Genomic DNA, 15,596 nt, shown 5'->3' with positions numbered 1-15,596 from the left:
CGTGGTGCAGGACGAGGACAGCCTGCACGCTTGATCGTGGCGATGGCGCGCTTGAACGGTGCGCGCACCCCGCCCCGGGCGCCCTGGTAGCCCTTGTCAGCGAAAGCTGCACGACCGGCGGGGAAAGGCTCAGTGTGTCTTCCAGTGCCGGACCACGTCGGCGAGCGTACGCCGATACGGTCGACTGCGGCCGTGAACCTTCGCGTGGGCCGCTATTACCGGCCAACCCAAGTGGCGACGCACGCCTCGTTGCCCTCGGCGTCGGCCAAGATCCACCACTTCGGCGCGTGCGCATCCGAGACCAGCTGGCCACCCGCAGCCAGTGCGGCGGCGATGCGGGCCTCGGCCTGATCATGTGGGACGGCGACATCGAGGTGCATGCGGTTGCGCTGTGGACGCCGAGCATCCATTGTCTGCACCCCGAAGCCCGGACCCCGGCGCGCCGGGTCGGCCAGATAGTCGTCATCGATCTGGCGGTAACCCAGCAGCGCCCGCCAGAACGGCAGCACGTCCGCGCCGACCAGGGCGTCGAGGGTGACGTTGACGAGCTTTACGGCGGTCGGGTCGGCGGGGATGTCCAAGTCCCTGGCGGCAGCCGAGATGCGCCGGGCCAGCGCAACGTCGCGCGACAACAGGGACACGGTGACGCCGGCGTGACGCAGGTCGATGTTGACGTACTGCTGCTCCGCGCCACCGGCGAGCCGGCCGACCTCGTTGACGAACGCTATGCCCTTGGCCAGTGAGCCGGTGCGGAAATACGCCGAGACCACGTGGTAGAGACAGCGCCAGTCCTCGACACCGTCGGCCGCGTGGAACTGCCCGGCCGTGATCTGCACCGCCATGCGGGCGAACCTAGCATCGGCTGCGGGACGGAGCGCACCGTGGCGCTTCACGCATGGCCGGCCGACGGTGAATACGTCAGTGCGGGGATTCGCCGGACCGTAGTCCGTCGGCGAGGAGCGCGACCATGCGCCGGCCGTAGTCGGGATCCTCGTTGGGCATGGGCGCACAGAGTTTCGCCACCGCGTACAGCAGATCCTGGGCACTGATCTTGGCTCGGACCTCGCCGCTGGCTGTCGCGGCTTCGAGCAAGGCCTCGAGGGCCGGTCCCAGCTTCTGCATGAGATATCCGGGCAGGCCGTCGAACGCCGGATCGCCGGAGTGCAGGGCCGCGGCGAAGCCGCGTTTGGTCGCGACGAACGCGGTGAACCGATCGAGCCACTTCGCGAGGGCGACCCCCGGCTCGTGCGCGGCGGCCAGCGCCGGGGCCGCGTCGGCGCAGGCGTCGATCTCGCGTTCGATGACGGCCTTGATCAGGTCGGAGCGCTGCGGGAAGTGCCGGTAGAGCGTGCCGACGCCGACGCCGGCCAGATCGGTGATCTCTTTGGCAGGGGCGTCGACGCCGACGGTGCTGAAGACCGTCTTCGCCGCTTCGAGCAGGGACTCGATGTTGCGGCGTGCGTCAGTGCGCTTCCGACGCGGGGCGCGTTCGCGAACAACGAAGTCTGGTGTGTCGTCGGGCACAGCTACGCCTCCCTTGCTTTTCCGGAAAGGCTTTCCGTATAGTTCCGGAAAGACATTCCGCATACGACGATACCGCAGGGAGACGCTCATGCAGTACCGCACCCTGGGGCGGACGGGCATCAAGGTCAGCCCGTACGCGCTCGGCACGCTGATGTTCGCCACGGTGATCGGGAACCCCGATCCTGACGACTCGATCAAGGTCATTCACAAGGCGCTGGACGCGGGCATCAACGTCGTCGACACCGCCGATGCGTACGGCGACTCGGAGGAGATCGTGGGCCGGGCCCTCAAGGGGCGCCGGGACAACGTCGTCCTCGCGACCAAGGTGGGCCTTCCGAGGCTGAACACGCTGCCCCGGACGCCGGGCGCAACCGCGGCCACCGACCCCAACCAGCGAGGCGCATCCCGCCGCTGGATCATGACCGCGGTCGAGAGCTCCCTGCGCCGCCTGCAGACCGACCACATCGACCTCTACCAGATCCAGCGCCCGGACCCCGACACCGACATCGAGGAGACGCTCTCCGCTCTCTCCGACCTGATCCGCAGTGGCAAGGTCCGGGCGGTCGGGTCGTCCACGATGCCCGCATCCGACATGATCGAGGCACAGTGGGTCGCCGAACGACGCGGGCTGGAACGCTTCCATACCGAGCAGCCGCCCTACTCGATCCTCAACCGCAGCATCGAGAGCGAGGTGCTGCCGGCCGCGCAGCGCTACGGGATGGGCACGCTGGTGTGGGGCCCGCTCGGGCAGGGAATGCTCACCGGCCGGGTCCGCAAGGGCGAGCAGAACGACCTGCGCCGCGCCCGCTTCTCCAAGCACCTCACCGACGAGCGCCGGATCGACGTCGTCGAACAGCTCGTCCCGCTCGCCGACGAGGCAGGCATGCCGTTGACCCACCTCGCCATGGCGTTCGCCATCGCACACCCCGGCGTGACCAGCGCAATCCTGGGCCCGCGCACGATGGAGCACCTCGACGACCTGCTCGCCGGCGTCGACGTCACGCTCACCGACGAGATCCTCGACCGGATCGACGAGATCGTCGCGCCCGGCACCGATGTCACCCGGCTCGACCAGGCCTACCTGCCCCCGGCCCTGCTGAACCCGAACCTGCGCCGCCGGCCGGTCAGCGAGCGTGGCGCCGCCTGATCGTCAGGAACAACTACGGTAGGACGACATCAGGCGTACGAATGCGGCGCGATGGCGTTTGAGGAGATGGGCGATGGCCGAGCGTGTGACTGCGGACCGGTTGATCCTCGTCAACGTGGTGCAGCACTGGTTCTACCTGCGACAGCCCACCTTCATCGGCGCCGGACAGACCTACTGGATCGACCACGGGACCAGCGAACTGTGCGTCGACCGCGGTGACGATCGCGTGACCCGGCACCCCCGCGTGACCCGGCACGCAGACTGGATGAGTCGTTAACAAGATCCACGGCTCGCTGAGGTATGTGGCAGTGGCTCTGTGGTGACGGCACCCGTCCGCCTCACGCAACCCCTAGCAGTTCAGAACCAGCTCTCGCGCATGTCCAGCGTGGTCCGGTCCAGTCCTTCCAGCAGGTCGAACTGCGCCGCCACCTTCGGCAACTCCCACCGGTAGAAGTACCTCGCCGCCTGCCTCTTCCCCGCCAGGAACTCCCCCTCGGCCCCGTCCGGCGACCCCAGCGCCTCCACCACCAGCACCTGTTCCAGCCACATCCACGCGATCACCACGTGCCCGACCGCCTCCAGGTACACCGAGGCGTTCGCCAGCGCCAGCTCCGGGTCGCCGGGCGCCCACAACCGCCGCGTCACCACGGCGACCCGGTCCACCGCCGCGCCGAGCTGACCGGCCAGCTCCGAGGCGAACCCCTCCGCCTTCCACGCCCGGGTGACGGTGCCGCGGATGGTCTCCAGCAGCAGTTCCAGCGCGGCACCGTCGCGCATGGTGACCTTGCGGCCGAGCAGGTCCAGCGCCTGGATGCCGTGGGTGCCCTCGTGGATGGCGTTGAGCCGGTTGTCGCGCCAGTGCTGCTCGACGTCGTAGTCGCGGGTGTAGCCGTACCCGCCGTGCACCTGGATGGCCAGGTCGTTGGCGGCCAGGCACCACTGCGCCGGCCAGCTCTTGGTGATCGGGGTGAGCAGGTCCAGCAGCAGCTGCGCCCGCTCGCGGTCGGCCTCGGCGGGCGCGGTCTTCTGCTCGTCGAGCAGCCGTCCGCAGTAGAGCACCAGCGCGAGCGCGCCCTCCACGTAGCTCTTCTGGGCCAGCAGCATCCGGCGTACGTCGGGGTGGGCCACGATCGGCACCTGCGGCGTGGTCGGGTCCTTGTCGGCGACCGGCCGTCCCTGCGGGCGCTGCCGGGCGTACGCGACGGACTTCAGGTACGCGGTGTAGCCGAGCGCTGTGGCACCCGCCCCGATGCCGATGCGCGCCTCGTTCATCATGTGGAACATCACCGCGAGCCCCTGGTGCGGTCGGCCCACCAGGTAGCCGACCGCCCCGGCCCGCCCGTACGGCCGGTGCACGCCCTCGCCGAAGTTCAGCAGCGTGTTGGTGGTGCCCCGGTAACCGAGCTTGTGGTTGAGCCCGACCAGCACCACGTCGTTGCGCGGCCCGAGGTTGCCGTCGTCGTCGAGCAGCACCTTCGGCACGATGAACAGCGACAGGCCCTTCACGCCGGCCGGCGCGCCGGGGATGCGGGCCAGCACCAGGTGGACGATGTTCTCGGCCAGCTCGTGGTCGCCGCCGGAGATCCACATCTTGGTGCCGACGATCCGGTACGTGCCGTCGTCCTGCGGCTCGGCGCGCGTGGTGAGGTCGGTCAATGAGCTGCCGGCCTGCGGTTCGGACAGGCACATGGTGCCGAAGAACCGCCCCTCGACCATGGGGCGTACCCAGGTGTCGATCTGCTCGGCGCTGCCGTGGGCGAGCAGCAGGTTGGCGTTGCCGAGGGTGAGCATCGGGTACGCCGACGTGCCCACGTTCGCGGCCTGGAACCAGGCGAACGCGGCGGCGGCCACGGTGTGCGGCAGTTGCAGCCCGCCCACCGACTCGTCCATGGTGGCGGCGAGCAGCCCGGTCTCGGCGAACGCCTCCAGTGCGGCCTTGACCTGCGGGATGGTCCGCACGCGCTGCCCGTCGAACGTGGGTTCGCCGGTGTCGGCGGCCCGGTTGTGCGGGGCGAAGCGTTCGGCGGCGACCCGGGCGGCGAGGTCCAGCACCTCGTCGACGGTCTCGCGGGTGTGCTCGGCGTAGCGGGGCCGCTCGGTCAGCCGCGCCACGTCCAGCCAGTCGTGCAGCAGGAACGCGAGGTCACGGCGGGACAGCAGCAGATCGGACGAGGACAACGTGGACTCCTTCCGGTCAGCCGCGGCGCAACCCGGCGACGGCCTCCCGCAGGTCATCCTGACCGATCGGAGCCGGTGGCGCACCCTCCGCCGCCTCCCGGAGCGCCTTGGCGAGTTGCACCCGGCGCAGCGCCTCCCGGAGGTCCGCGCCGGTCAGCCCGGCCGTGTCGGCGGCCAGGGCGGCCGGGTCGACGTCGTCGGCGAACATCTTGAAGCCCGGCCGCTCGTGCCGTTCGATCAGCTCGCGGACCATCTTGGTGAGGATCTCGGCGCGTCCGGTCTCGTCCGGCGCCGGAATGGCGATCTTCAGGTCGAAGCGGCCGGAGCGGATCAGCGACGCGTCCACGCGCTGCGGGAAGTTGGTCGTGGCGACCACGATGACGTCGGGGTTCTCCTCGAACAGCGTGTTCATCTCCTGCTTGAAGATGCCCGCGACCGCGTTGACGGCCTGGCTGGCCGCGTCGCCGCCCGCCCCGGCGTAGCTGATGATCGAGTCGAACTCGTCGAACAGCATCACCGTGGGCCGCCGGTAGCGGCGTGCCTCCCGGAAGATGCGCTTGATGTTGCGTTCCGAGCCGCCGAGGTACTTGTCCAGGATCTCCGGGGTACGGATCTCCACGAAGTCCGCGCCGACCTCGTTCGCCAGCGCCCGGGCCAGCATGGTCTTGCCGGTGCCCGGCGGGCCGTACATCAGGATGCCCTGCGGCCGGCGCGCGCCCCAGCGGGCCATCGCCGCCGGGTGCCGGAACGACACCGCCACCTCGCGGAACCGCGCGACCACGTCGGACAGGCCGCCGACCTGGTCGAGGGTCACCGCCGCGCTGCGCGGCCCGGCCGCCGCGACCGGTCGCCGACCCACGAGGTACGTCCGTCCGCGCAGCACGGCCGGCTCCTCGCTGTCGCCGGACAACTCGCGTACGGCCTGCAGCAGCAGGCCCAGCATCGCCCGCAGGTGCGCCGGACCCGCCTCGGCGCTGGGCACGTCGGCGCGGATGCGTACCGTGCCGGTGTCCTGGTCGACGCGGGGCCGCAGCCCGGCTTCCCGGGCCGTGCGCAGCACCTCCCGGCCGGCCTCGTCGCCGGGCGGCGCGGCGAGTGTGGCGACCGGTCGCGGCCAGATCCGCCGCCCGGCCTCCGCGGCCATCCGGCCCACCGCGGCGGCCGGGCCGTCGCCGCCGCGCGCGGCCAGCCGTTCGGCGAGCAGCACGCCGACCGGCCCGGCCAGACCGAGGGCGAGCAGGCCCGCCGGTGAGTTCTCCACCCGCAGGTACGCCTCGAAGCGGTGCACCGGCTGCCCGCCTGCGACGTCGGTGCGCACGGTGCAGCGCACTTCCCGCACCGGGGCCGGGAAGTCGCCGTCGACCAGCAACTCCACCGGCCCGTCGGTGGCGGCGGCGAGCAGCCCGGCCGCGTCGGCGATGCGCACCTCGGCGCCGAGCAGCGGCACCGTCTCCTCGTCCGGCCGAACCTCGGTCATCGGCAGCCCTCTCCTCGCGGCGGCGTCCGCTTCCCTCGCGTGGCGTCCGCCTCCGAGTCTGGCACCGGCCCGGCCGGGCGGCCACCGCTCAGCCGCCGCCGCTGACCTGGCCCGTGCTCGCCCGGCCGCCGTCCTGGCCGCCGCTCACCCGGCCGTCCTGGCCGCCGCTCACCCGGCCGCCGCTCAGCTCGCCTCGGCGAGCAGGCCGTCGACCAGGTCGCGGGGCAGCCCGTGGGTGTCGTGCAGCCAGTGGTAGTCGCGCTCGGTCAGCGGCCCGCGCGACCGTACCCGGTCGACGAGCGGCCGTCCGCGTCGCAGCAGCCCCCGGAAGCGACGTTCCTCGTCCACGAGCGTCGCGTGCAGCGAGCCGACGTCGACCGGCTGCGCGCCCGGTGTTCCCGGATCGACCGGCCGGCGGAACCGGCGCAGCGTGTCCGCGTACAGCTCCGGCGGCAGGTCGTCCACGGTGCGCGCCGGGTCGTCGCGCCACAGCACTGTGAGCGCGCGGCGCAGCACCCGCCGCAGCACGTACCCGCGCCCGGTGTTGCCGGGGCGTACCCCGTCACCGAGCACGACCACCGCGGACCGCAGGTGGTCGGAGACCACGCGCAGGTCCGTGCCGCGCAGGTCCCAGGTGCCCACCTCGTCCACCCACCGGCGCAGCCCGTCGCCGGTGAACACGGACCGGTCGCCGCGCAGCACCATCTCCAGCCGCTCCAGGCCCATGCCCGTGTCGATGCTGGACACCGGCAGCGGCGTGAGCCGGCCGTCCGGGTGCCGGTGGTAGCGCATCTGCACGTGGTTCCACACCTCCACCCACCGCGCATCCATGCTGGGTGTGCTGGTGGGCGGGCCGTCGCCGGTCCACACGAAGATCTCCGAGTCCGGTCCGCAGGGGCCGGTCGGGCCGTTGGACCACCAGTTGTCCTCGCCCAGCGCCTCCACCGGCACGCCGAGCCCGGTCCAGGTGTCCCGCGCGGTGTCGTCCGGCCCTTCACCGTTGCCGCCACCGAAGACGGTGGCGTGCAGCCTCTCCACCGGGATGCCGAACCCGCCGGTGAGCAGGTCGAAGCCCCAGCGCAGGCTGGTCGCGATGTCGTAGTCGCCGAGCGACCACGAGCCGAGCATCTGGAACACGGTCAGGTGGGTGTCGTCGCCCACCTCGTCCAGGTCCGTCGTGCGCAGGCACCGCTGGACGTTCGCCAGTCGCCGTCCGCCCGGGTGCGGGCGCCCCAGCAGGTACGGCGTGAGCGGGTGCATGCCGGACGTGGTGAACAGCACCGGGTCGCCGGGTGGCGGCACCAGTGAACTCTCCGGCGCGTCCTGATGGCCGTGCCGGTGGTAGTGGTCGAGGAACGTCCTGATGATCTCGTCGGGCGTCATGGCGGGTGCCTTCCGGGTACGGGTGACCGGACGGCCCGCCGCGCGCGTTGGCGTCGACACGACGACGCCGGCGGACCGTTTCCGGTCGCCGGCGTGGGTGTGGGGCAGGTCAGGCGGCGGCAACCGGCGAGCGGGAAGCTCGCGCGGCCGCGGCGGTAAGGGTGCGCCTGCTCTGCATGCCTCGACGGTAGCCCGGTCCGCACCCTCCCGCCCAGCCCTTTTCCCCGCCCTCCCGCCCGCCCGTGCCCGAGCAAGATCAACACCACTCCCCCGAAATGGCGGGGTCACGGGCACTCGGATGCCGCCACCTCGCCGAGATGGAGTTGACCATGGCCCCTGGAGGTGAGCAGGCGGCGGTAGAGGGCGTCCAGACGTTCGGCCTGCGCCTCCCACGTCCACCCGGGCAGCGGGGAGTCCTCGCCCTCGTAGGCGGCGCGGTAACGGGCCGGGTCGGCGAGGACCGCCCGTACGGCACGGGCCAGGTCGGCGGCATCGCGGGCGCGGAACACCTCGCCCTGGCCGGTGGCGCGGACCGTCTCGGCCATGGTGCGGACGTCGCTGACCACGATCGGCAGCCGCGCGTGCGCGTACTCGAAGAACTTGGTGATCAGCGCGATCTCGTGGTTGGGCCAGTGGTGCAGCGGGATCAGCCCGATGTCGGCGGTGGCGAGGAACGCGACGAGCTGCCGGTGCGGCACGTACGGCAGCACGTGCACCCGGTCGCCCACCCCGTGCCGGGCTGCGCGGGCGACGACCCGGCGGACGTAGGCGGCGGCCGGGTCGGCGACGACGAGCGCCAGGTGTACGCCGGGCAGCAGCGGCAACGCCTCGACCACCGTGTCCAGGCCGCGCTGGACGGCCATCGCCCCGCTGTAGACGAGCAGCGGGGTGTCCGGACGCAGACCGCAGCGCTCCCGCAGGCCGGGGGCTTCCGTGTCGGGGGTGGCGGTGACCGGGGCGTTCAGCACCACGGTCGGGCGCTCGGGCAGGGCGTGGTCGCGTACCAGCAGGTCGGCGAGCGTGTCGGAGACGGTGACCACCGCGTCGGCGTGGCCGACGTACTCGCGGACGTAGCCGAGGTGCGCGGGCAACCAGCGGGCGTTGTCGCGACGCGGACGCGCGCCGGGCAGCCACTCGTGCGCGTCCCAGACCAGCTTCACGTCACGCCCGGCGGCGCGGGCACGGTCCACGGCGCGGGCGGCGACGCCGAGCATCCGGAAGTCGTGCGCGTGGATCAGGTCGGGGCGCAGCGCGTCGACGACGGGGCCGGCGACCCGTTCGTAGTCCCAGAGCCCCGGTTCCAGCCGCCGCCAGGCCCCGTCGCGCAGCCGGGCCCGCCAGTAGCGGACCTGGGCGTGTTCCACGGGCCGGCGGGCCAGCCGGGCCGCGCGCAACGGCAGTCCGCCCCGGGCCACCAGTCGCGCCCGCAGCCCGGGCACGCCGGGCGGGTTGGAGACGACGGCCGGTGAATCCGTGAGCGGCAGGACGCGTACCTCGGCGTCGCCGAGCCGCCAGTGGCGTTCGGCGTCGACGTGGGCGCAGCCGATCAGCGTGACGTCCCAGCCGGCGTCGGCGGCCGAGCGGGCCGCCTTCTGCACCCGCGAGTCACCGTCGACCGCGTTGTCGACAAGCATGACCACCCGCCGGGCGAGCCGCATCGTCGAACACCCCTTCACCTGTACGCCCCGACGGGTGCGAGTGTACGGGGGCACGGGACTGGCGCGGCGGCCACGAAATACGGGCTGAGCTGCGAAGACGCTAACCGTGCAGCAGTTGGTCAGGTGCCGGCCGGTGGACGTTCACCGGCCGTGCACCGAACGGGCGGTTCAGGCCGTGCCGGAGGAGGCCAGCGCGGCCGGGGCGACCGGCTGCCGGCTGTCGTTGCGGTTGGGCAGCGACAGGCGGATGACCTTCCACCAGGCGGAGGCGACCTGCTTGGGCAGCGGGCCGGTGGTGTAGTGCAGTCCGTACCTGTCGAACAGCGCCCGCACCTGCGGGGCGATCTCCTGGTAGCGGTTGCTGGGCAGGTCGGGGAAGAGGTGGTGCTCGATCTGGTACGACAGGTTGCCGGTCATGATGTGCAGCAGCCGGCTGCCGCTGATGTTGGCCGAGCCGAGCATCTGGCGCAGGTACCACTCGCCGCGGGTCTCGCCCTCGATGGAGGTCTTCTCGAACGTCTCGACGCCGTTCGGGAAGTGCCCGCACATGATCACCGAGTGGCTCCACACGTTGCGCAGCAGGTTGGCGGTGAACGTGGCGGCGAGCGTGGACAGGAACGACGGGCCGGACAGCAGCGGGTGCACCACGTAGTCCTTGAGCACCTGGCGGCGGATCTTGCGCCCGACGGCCCTGGCCTTGGCCCGGAACTTCGGGTCCTTGAGCCTGCGCTGCTTGAGGTGGTCGCCCAGCTCCATGTCGTACGCGGCGATGCCGTACTCGAAGAACATCGCGTTGAGCAGGTTCCACAGCGGCTGCCCGAGGTGCATCGGGTGCCACGGCTGGTCCTCGTCGACGCGCATGATGCCGTACCCGAGGTCGTTGTCCTTGCCGACGACGTTGGTGTAGCGGTGGTGCAGCTCGTTGTGGGACTGCTTCCACTGGTCGGCCGGGGAGACGTGGTCCCACTCCCAGGTGGTGGAGTGGATCTTCGGGTCGCGCATCCAGTCCCACTGGCCGTGCAGGACGTTGTGCCCGATCTCCATGTTCTCCAGGATCTTGGCGACCGTGAGGCCGGCCGTGCCGACGACCCAGGCCGGCGGGAACAGCGAGAACAGCAGCACCGCACGGCTGCTCATCTCCAGTGTCCGCTGGGTCTTGACCACCTTGCGGATGTAGCGGGCGTCCCGCTCCCCCCGGTCGGCGAGGACCCGGTCCCGGATCGCGTCCAGTTCCTTGCCGATGATCTCGATGTCCTCGGCGCTCAGGTGGGCGATCGGGTTGACGGCCTTCTTCTGGATGACGGTCACGTGGGTGGCTCCTGTCAGAGATCGATGTCGCAGGTACCGGCGGCGGCCGACACGCACGTCTGGACCAGCACGCCGTCCCCCGGTACGGCCGTGGTGACGTCGCCGTTGCGCAGGTCGCGCACGGCGCCCTGACGCAGCGGTACGACGCAGCCGAAGCAGATGCCCATCCGGCACCCGGAAGGCATCAGCACTCCGGCGTTCTCCCCCGCGTCGAGCAGGGTGGTGGCGCCGTCGGCTTCGACGGTCACCCCCGCCCCGGTGAAGGTCACCGTGCCTCCCTCACCCGGCGTGATCACCGTCGGGCGGAACCGCTCGGTGTGCAACCGGTCGAGAAGGCCGTTGGTGGACCAGTACCCCTCAACCGCGTCGAGCATGCCGATCGGTCCGCAGGCCCACGCCTCGCGGTCGAGGTGGTCGGGCACCAGCCCGGCCAGTTCGGCGACGTCGAGCAGGCCGTCGGTGTCGGTGTGCCGCTCGATCAGCCGCAGCGCGCCGCGTTCGGCGAGTGCACGCAACTCCGTACCGAAGATGACGTCGTCGCGGGTGGGCGCGGAGTGCACGAGCACCACGTCGGCCCGGTCGGCCAGCCCGGAGCGCAGCATCCCCATGACCGGGGTGATGCCGCTGCCCGCGGTGAGGAACAGGACGCGCTCGGGCGTCGCGGCGGGCAGCACGAACTCGCCCTGGGCCTGGTCGAGGTGCACGATCGTGCCGGGCCGGATCCGGCGTACGAGATGGTTGCTGACCTTGCCGTCGGGGATCGCCTTCACCGTGACGGAGATCAGGCCGTCGGCGGCGTCCGGCGGCGAGGTGAGCGAGTACGCGCGCCACTGGCGCACCCCGTCGACGTCCACGCCGAGGCGGATGTACTGCCCGGGCGTGTGGCCCTGCCAGGCGCGACCGGGCTGGATCACCAGCGTGGCGGCGTCCCGGGTCTGCGGCCGCACGGCGACGATCCGGCCGCGCAGCGGGGCGCCGGCGCGAAGCGGCGCGATCAGGTCGAGGTAGTCGTCGGGCAGCACCGGTGTGGTGACCGCTCCGGCCAGCCGCAGCAGCCTGTCCCGGAAGGTGACCTTCTGAGGGCGGCGGGAGGCAGTTGTGGTCATATGACCAGCGTGACCGCCCGATCGCATAACATCTTGACCGGCAAAGGTGAAACAGTCGCGGGTTTTTGTTCGGAGGGAACAAACATGACGTCGGAGGCCGGCACGGGGCAGCGCGCCGCGCACCTCAACCTCGACGCCGGGGTGGCGGAGACGCTGCGCGCCCGGCTGCCGATGGTGGCCGAGCGGACGGTCTCCGCGATCACCGCCGAGGTACCGGACTACTCCGGCGCGCTCACCGGCGCCATGCGGGCGAAGATCGAAAACGCGGTACGCATCGCGCTGGGAACGTTCCTCCAGCTCATCGAGGGTACCCAGGCGTTCGACCCGAGCACTCCCCTGGCCCCGGCGCTCGAGGCCGCGTACGCGCTGGGCAGCGGCGAGGCCCGCTCGGGGCGCAGCATGGACGCGCTGCTGGCCGCGTACCGGGTGGGTGCCCGGGTCGCCTGGCGCGAGGTGTCCACCACGACGGTCCGCAGCGGGCTGGCCGCGGAGACGGTGGCCGAGTTCGCCGAGCTGATGTTCGCCTACATCGACGAGCTGTCCGCGGCGAGCGTGGCCGGGCACGCCGACGAGCTGGCCAGCGCCGGCCGGATGCGCCGCCGCAGCCTGGAACGGCTCACCCAGCAGTTGCTGGCCGGCGAGCCGGAGGAGTCGCTGCGGCGCAGCGCCGAACGCGCCGACTGGCCGCCGCCGCAGACGCTCACAGTGGTGCTGCTGCCCCGCCGGCACCTGCGCGCGGTGCTGGCGCTGCTCAGCCCGTACACGCTGGAGAGCGGCGAGGACCTGCCCGGCATGAGCCCGGTCGAGGAGCTGGCCGTACTGCTGGTGCCGGACATGCACGGCGGCCGGCGTCGCCAGCTCACCCGGCTGCTGCACGGGCACCGGGCGGTGCTCGGCCCGGCCCGGCCCTGGCACCGGGTCGCCGCGTCGTACCAGCGGGCCACCCGGGCGCTCGCGCTCGGCCTCGGCGAGCCGGACGCCGGACCGGTCGACACCGAACGTCACCTGGCCACGCTGCTGCTCAGCATGGACCCGGAAGCCCTCGCCGACCTGCGCGCGCAGGCGCTCGCGCCGCTGGCCCCACTGCCCCCGGCGACCGCGCACCGGCTGGCCGAGACGCTGCGGTCGTGGCTGCTGCATCAGGGACGCCGCGACGAGGTGGCGGCCGACCTGTTCGTGCACCCGCAGACCGTCCGCTACCGGATGGGCAAGCTGCGGGAGCTGTTCGGCGACCGGCTGCACGACCCCGCCACGGTCCTCGACCTCACCATCGCCCTGGCCGTACCCCCGGAGCCGGACGACGCCTGACGCCGCGCCGGGGCGCACGGCCCGGTGCGGCCGGGACCTCCGGCCCTGTCCGCCCGCGACGGCGGCGGGCAGGGTCGGAAGGGGACGAGCAACCAGGAGGGCCGCCATGAACAGCTCATCGACCCGCACCGACCAGGACCCGAGGGTACGGGTGCTGGAGGCGGCCGCCCGGCAGTCCCTGCACGCCCCGTCGGTGTTCAACACCCAGCCCTGGCGCTGGCGGGTCACCGCCGACGCGCTGGAGCTGCGCGCCGACCCGGACCGGCAGCTCGCCCACACCGACCCGGACGGCCGGCTGCTGATGCTGAGCTGCGGCGCCGCCCTGCACCACGCGCGCGTGTCGCTGGCGGCGTTCGGCTGGGCGGCGGTGGTCGAGCGGCTGCCCGAACCGTCGCTGCTGGCCCGGGTGCGTACCACCGGCCCGGCCGACCTGGACGTGCCGGCGGGCCGCCTGGTCGACGCCATCCCGCGCCGCCGCACCGACCGCCGCGCGTACGGGGACCGGCCGGTTCGGGAGGCGGTGCTGGCCCTGCTCGGGGACGCCGTCGAGGCCGAGGGCGCGCACCTGCACGTGGTCCGGCCGGACCAGATGCCGATGCTCGCCGTGTCCACCGGGCGCGCGGCGGACGCGGAGCTGGCCGACCCCGCGTACCGGGAGGAGCTGCACCACTGGACCCACCGTCCGGCAGGCAGCGGCGACGGGGTGCCCGCCGCCACCGCCGTGCGGCCGTCCCCGCGACGGGTGCCGCTGCGCGACTACGCCCCCGGCGGGGCGGCCGGGCTCAGCGCGGGCACGGACTTCGACCGGGGCGCGGCGTACCTGATCCTGTTCGGCGACTCCGACGAGCCGGCGGCCTGGCTGCGCGCCGGCGAGGCGCTGTCGGCGCTGCTGCTCACCGCCACCGCCGAAGGGCTGGCCAGCGCGCCACTCAGCGACGCCGTGGAGCTGGCCTGGCCGCGCCGGATGATGCGCGACCTGTTGGCCGGCATCGGCGAGGCGTACCTGGTGGTGCGCGTGGGCTGGGGCCCGGACGCGGAGCTGCCACCGGCGCCGCGCCGCGCGCCGGCCGACGTCATCGAGGTGGTGGACTAGCCACGGCGGCCGAGTGCGTCCGGATTTCGTCGTAGCCTCGACGCGTGTGGGATCTGGACCCGGCCGACGCGTTCGTGGTCTTCGGCGACCAGGACTCGGGGTGCGTCTCCTACGGCGTGGAGTCGGCGGGCCGCCGCTGGTTCGTCAAGCGGGCCGGAACACCGGACGCGCGGGCGTCGCTGACCCGTGCGCTGGGCCTGCACGCCGCGGTCCGGCACCCCGCCGTGGTCCGGCCCGAGCTGGTGCGCGACGGCACGGACGGCCCGACGCTGGTGTACCCGTGGTGCGACGGTGTCGTGCTCAACCACGCCACCACCGGCGGTGGCAGCGACCGGAGCGGCCTGGCGCGCTTCCAGCAGTTGCCGGTCACCGAGGTACGCGCGGCGCTGGACGCGATCCTCGACGCGCACCTGGCCGTGAGCGCGGCCGGGTACGTGGCAGTCGACCTGTACGACGGCTGTTTCCTCTACGACTTCGACGCCCGCCGGATGCGGCTGATCGACCTGGACGAGTACCGGCCGGGACCGTTCGTGCTGGACTCCGACCGGCTGCCCGGATCCCGTCGTTACCTGTCCCCCGAGGAGCTGACCCGGGGCGCGACGATCGACGAGCGCACCACCGTCCACGCGCTCGGTCGCACGCTGCACCACCTGCTCGACGGCCCGCCCGGCTGGCGCGGCACCGCCGCTGAGCGCGCGGTCGCCGATCGGGCCGGCCGACCCGATCCGGCGCAGCGGCACGCCACAGTGGCCGCTCTGGTCCGCGACTGGCGGACCGCCTGATCCTTTGGTTGTTCGGCCGGGCCTGGTGCCCCTTGCTGGCGCAGGATCGTGACTTAGCGTCATATCGCCTCTCGTCAAGCCGCAAGTTGCTCAGAGTGACGGGCGGCCCCACGCCGATTGGTCCGATTTCTTCAGAGCGCGTTCCTGAGCAGCGGAAACGCAGGAGAGGTCGGCAGCGGCACTCATACCCCTGCGCGCCCTTTGCTCTGCAGCCACATGCGCAGCGGTGGCCATGAGTCACCGATGCGCCGATGGCTGCAGAGCAAAGGGCGCGAGGTGAGTTATGCCGAGGAAGCCCTCTCGCTACCGTCAGTGACGGCATCCCCGCGCGGCAGGCCGGGCGCGGCCAGGCCAGGCCAGGCGCGCGCCAAGGCTGGACACGACCAGGCCCGACGCAGCCAGATCCGAGGCAGCGGGGCCTGAGGTAGCCAAGGCCGGCGCAGCGAGGTCCGAGGCAGCCGGCCTCGGGGCAGCCGACCCTGGGGCAGCCAAGGCCGCCCCGGCGGCGCCCAACGCGAGCAAGGTCCGGCGCGAGGAGACGCCGGCCCGCCGGCAAGCGTTCCGGGCGGCGAGCGTTCCGGGCGGCGGGGCGATGCGGCGAGGCGACGTCGACGTTCGGCGGCAGGAGGCAC

Annotated in this window: 13 protein-coding genes; 5 read left to right on the top strand and 8 right to left on the bottom strand. The window is 72.5% G+C overall.

The window, feature by feature from the left end; genetic code table 11:
• Positions 1-215: 215 nt before the first annotated feature.
• Entirely contained in the window at positions 216-842 is a 627-nt protein-coding gene (locus tag ACN27D_RS29540) for a VOC family protein (RefSeq protein WP_421500563.1), read from the bottom strand.
• 76 nt (positions 843-918) lie between these two features.
• A complete protein-coding gene (locus ACN27D_RS29535; RefSeq protein WP_421500562.1) occupies positions 919-1,524 on the bottom strand; it encodes a TetR/AcrR family transcriptional regulator in 606 nt (201 codons plus the stop codon).
• Between the two features lie 88 nt (positions 1,525-1,612).
• Between ACN27D_RS29535 and ACN27D_RS29530 the strand changes: the two genes are divergently transcribed.
• Together ACN27D_RS29530 and ACN27D_RS29525 are read left to right on the top strand one after the other, a co-directional pair.
• Positions 1,613-2,671 (top strand): aldo/keto reductase, encoded by a 1,059-nt coding sequence (locus ACN27D_RS29530; protein WP_421500561.1) that lies wholly within the window; start codon positions 1,613-1,615, stop codon positions 2,669-2,671.
• 73 nt (positions 2,672-2,744) lie between these two features.
• Entirely contained in the window at positions 2,745-2,948 is a 204-nt protein-coding gene (locus ACN27D_RS29525; RefSeq protein ID WP_421500560.1) for a hypothetical protein, read from the top strand.
• Between the two features lie 80 nt (positions 2,949-3,028).
• On the opposite strand, the gene ACN27D_RS29520 is transcribed toward ACN27D_RS29525, so the two are convergent.
• The 6 genes from ACN27D_RS29520 to ACN27D_RS29495 all read right to left on the bottom strand — a co-directional run bounded on the left by ACN27D_RS29520 (position 3,029) and on the right by ACN27D_RS29495 (position 11,781).
• Positions 3,029-4,849: an acyl-CoA dehydrogenase gene (locus ACN27D_RS29520; protein WP_421500559.1), complete on the bottom strand. Its 1,821-nt coding sequence runs from the start codon at positions 4,847-4,849 to the stop codon at positions 3,029-3,031.
• Positions 4,850-4,865: 16 nt separating this feature from the next.
• A complete protein-coding gene (locus tag ACN27D_RS29515) occupies positions 4,866-6,326 on the bottom strand; it encodes an ATP-binding protein (protein ID WP_358173386.1) in 1,461 nt (486 codons plus the stop codon).
• 183 nt (positions 6,327-6,509) lie between these two features.
• The gene (locus ACN27D_RS29510) at positions 6,510-7,709 is read right to left on the bottom strand and encodes an alanine--tRNA ligase-related protein (RefSeq protein ID WP_421500558.1); all 1,200 of its coding nucleotides are present in this window, start codon (positions 7,707-7,709) and stop codon (positions 6,510-6,512) included.
• A 284-nt stretch (positions 7,710-7,993) separates the two neighbouring features.
• A complete protein-coding gene (locus ACN27D_RS29505; RefSeq protein WP_421501213.1) occupies positions 7,994-9,343 on the bottom strand; it encodes a glycosyltransferase family 4 protein in 1,350 nt (449 codons plus the stop codon).
• A 192-nt stretch (positions 9,344-9,535) separates the two neighbouring features.
• Positions 9,536-10,675 (bottom strand): fatty acid desaturase family protein, encoded by a 1,140-nt coding sequence (locus ACN27D_RS29500; RefSeq protein ID WP_421500557.1) that lies wholly within the window; start codon positions 10,673-10,675, stop codon positions 9,536-9,538.
• 14 nt (positions 10,676-10,689) lie between these two features.
• A complete protein-coding gene (locus tag ACN27D_RS29495) occupies positions 10,690-11,781 on the bottom strand; it encodes a ferredoxin reductase (RefSeq protein WP_184976718.1) in 1,092 nt (363 codons plus the stop codon).
• An 84-nt stretch (positions 11,782-11,865) separates the two neighbouring features.
• Here ACN27D_RS29495 and ACN27D_RS29490 point away from each other — a divergent pair, with 84 nt between their 5' ends.
• The 3 genes from ACN27D_RS29490 to ACN27D_RS29480 all read left to right on the top strand — a co-directional run bounded on the left by ACN27D_RS29490 (position 11,866) and on the right by ACN27D_RS29480 (position 14,964).
• Positions 11,866-13,089: a PucR family transcriptional regulator gene (locus tag ACN27D_RS29490; RefSeq protein ID WP_357895911.1), complete on the top strand. Its 1,224-nt coding sequence runs from the start codon at positions 11,866-11,868 to the stop codon at positions 13,087-13,089.
• 106 nt (positions 13,090-13,195) lie between these two features.
• Positions 13,196-14,182, top strand: coding sequence for an Acg family FMN-binding oxidoreductase (locus ACN27D_RS29485; protein ID WP_421500556.1), 987 nt, complete (start codon positions 13,196-13,198; stop codon positions 14,180-14,182).
• A gap of 44 nt (positions 14,183-14,226) precedes the next feature.
• The gene (locus tag ACN27D_RS29480; RefSeq protein WP_421500555.1) at positions 14,227-14,964 is read left to right on the top strand and encodes a serine/threonine protein kinase; all 738 of its coding nucleotides are present in this window, start codon (positions 14,227-14,229) and stop codon (positions 14,962-14,964) included.
• Positions 14,965-15,596: the final 632 nt, after the last annotated feature.

This window comes from Micromonospora sp. WMMD1274 (assembly GCF_049179035.1).
GTDB classification, from domain to species: Bacteria; Actinomycetota; Actinomycetes; order Mycobacteriales; family Micromonosporaceae; genus Micromonospora; species Micromonospora tulbaghiae.
Note: the sequence above shows the minus strand (reverse complement) of the source record. Positions and strands in the feature narration are given on the sequence as shown.

Excerpts from the sequence above, each read along its gene's own strand:
- ACN27D_RS29490 (WP_357895911.1), top strand. The coding sequence starts at position 11,866 with ATGACGTCGGAGGCCGGCACGGGGCAGCGCGCCGCGCACCTCAACCTC.
- ACN27D_RS29530 (WP_421500561.1), top strand. The coding sequence starts at position 1,613 with ATGCAGTACCGCACCCTGGGGCGGACGGGCATCAAGGTCAGCCCGTAC.
- ACN27D_RS29525 (WP_421500560.1), top strand. The coding sequence starts at position 2,745 with ATGGCCGAGCGTGTGACTGCGGACCGGTTGATCCTCGTCAACGTGGTG.
- ACN27D_RS29485 (WP_421500556.1), top strand. The coding sequence starts at position 13,196 with ATGAACAGCTCATCGACCCGCACCGACCAGGACCCGAGGGTACGGGTG.
- ACN27D_RS29540 (WP_421500563.1), bottom strand. The coding sequence starts at position 842 with ATGGCGGTGCAGATCACGGCCGGGCAGTTCCACGCGGCCGACGGTGTC.
- ACN27D_RS29510 (WP_421500558.1), bottom strand. The coding sequence starts at position 7,709 with ATGACGCCCGACGAGATCATCAGGACGTTCCTCGACCACTACCACCGG.
- ACN27D_RS29505 (WP_421501213.1), bottom strand. The coding sequence starts at position 9,343 with ATGCTTGTCGACAACGCGGTCGACGGTGACTCGCGGGTGCAGAAGGCG.
- ACN27D_RS29495 (WP_184976718.1), bottom strand. The coding sequence starts at position 11,781 with ATGACCACAACTGCCTCCCGCCGCCCTCAGAAGGTCACCTTCCGGGAC.
- ACN27D_RS29515 (WP_358173386.1), bottom strand. The coding sequence starts at position 6,326 with ATGACCGAGGTTCGGCCGGACGAGGAGACGGTGCCGCTGCTCGGCGCC.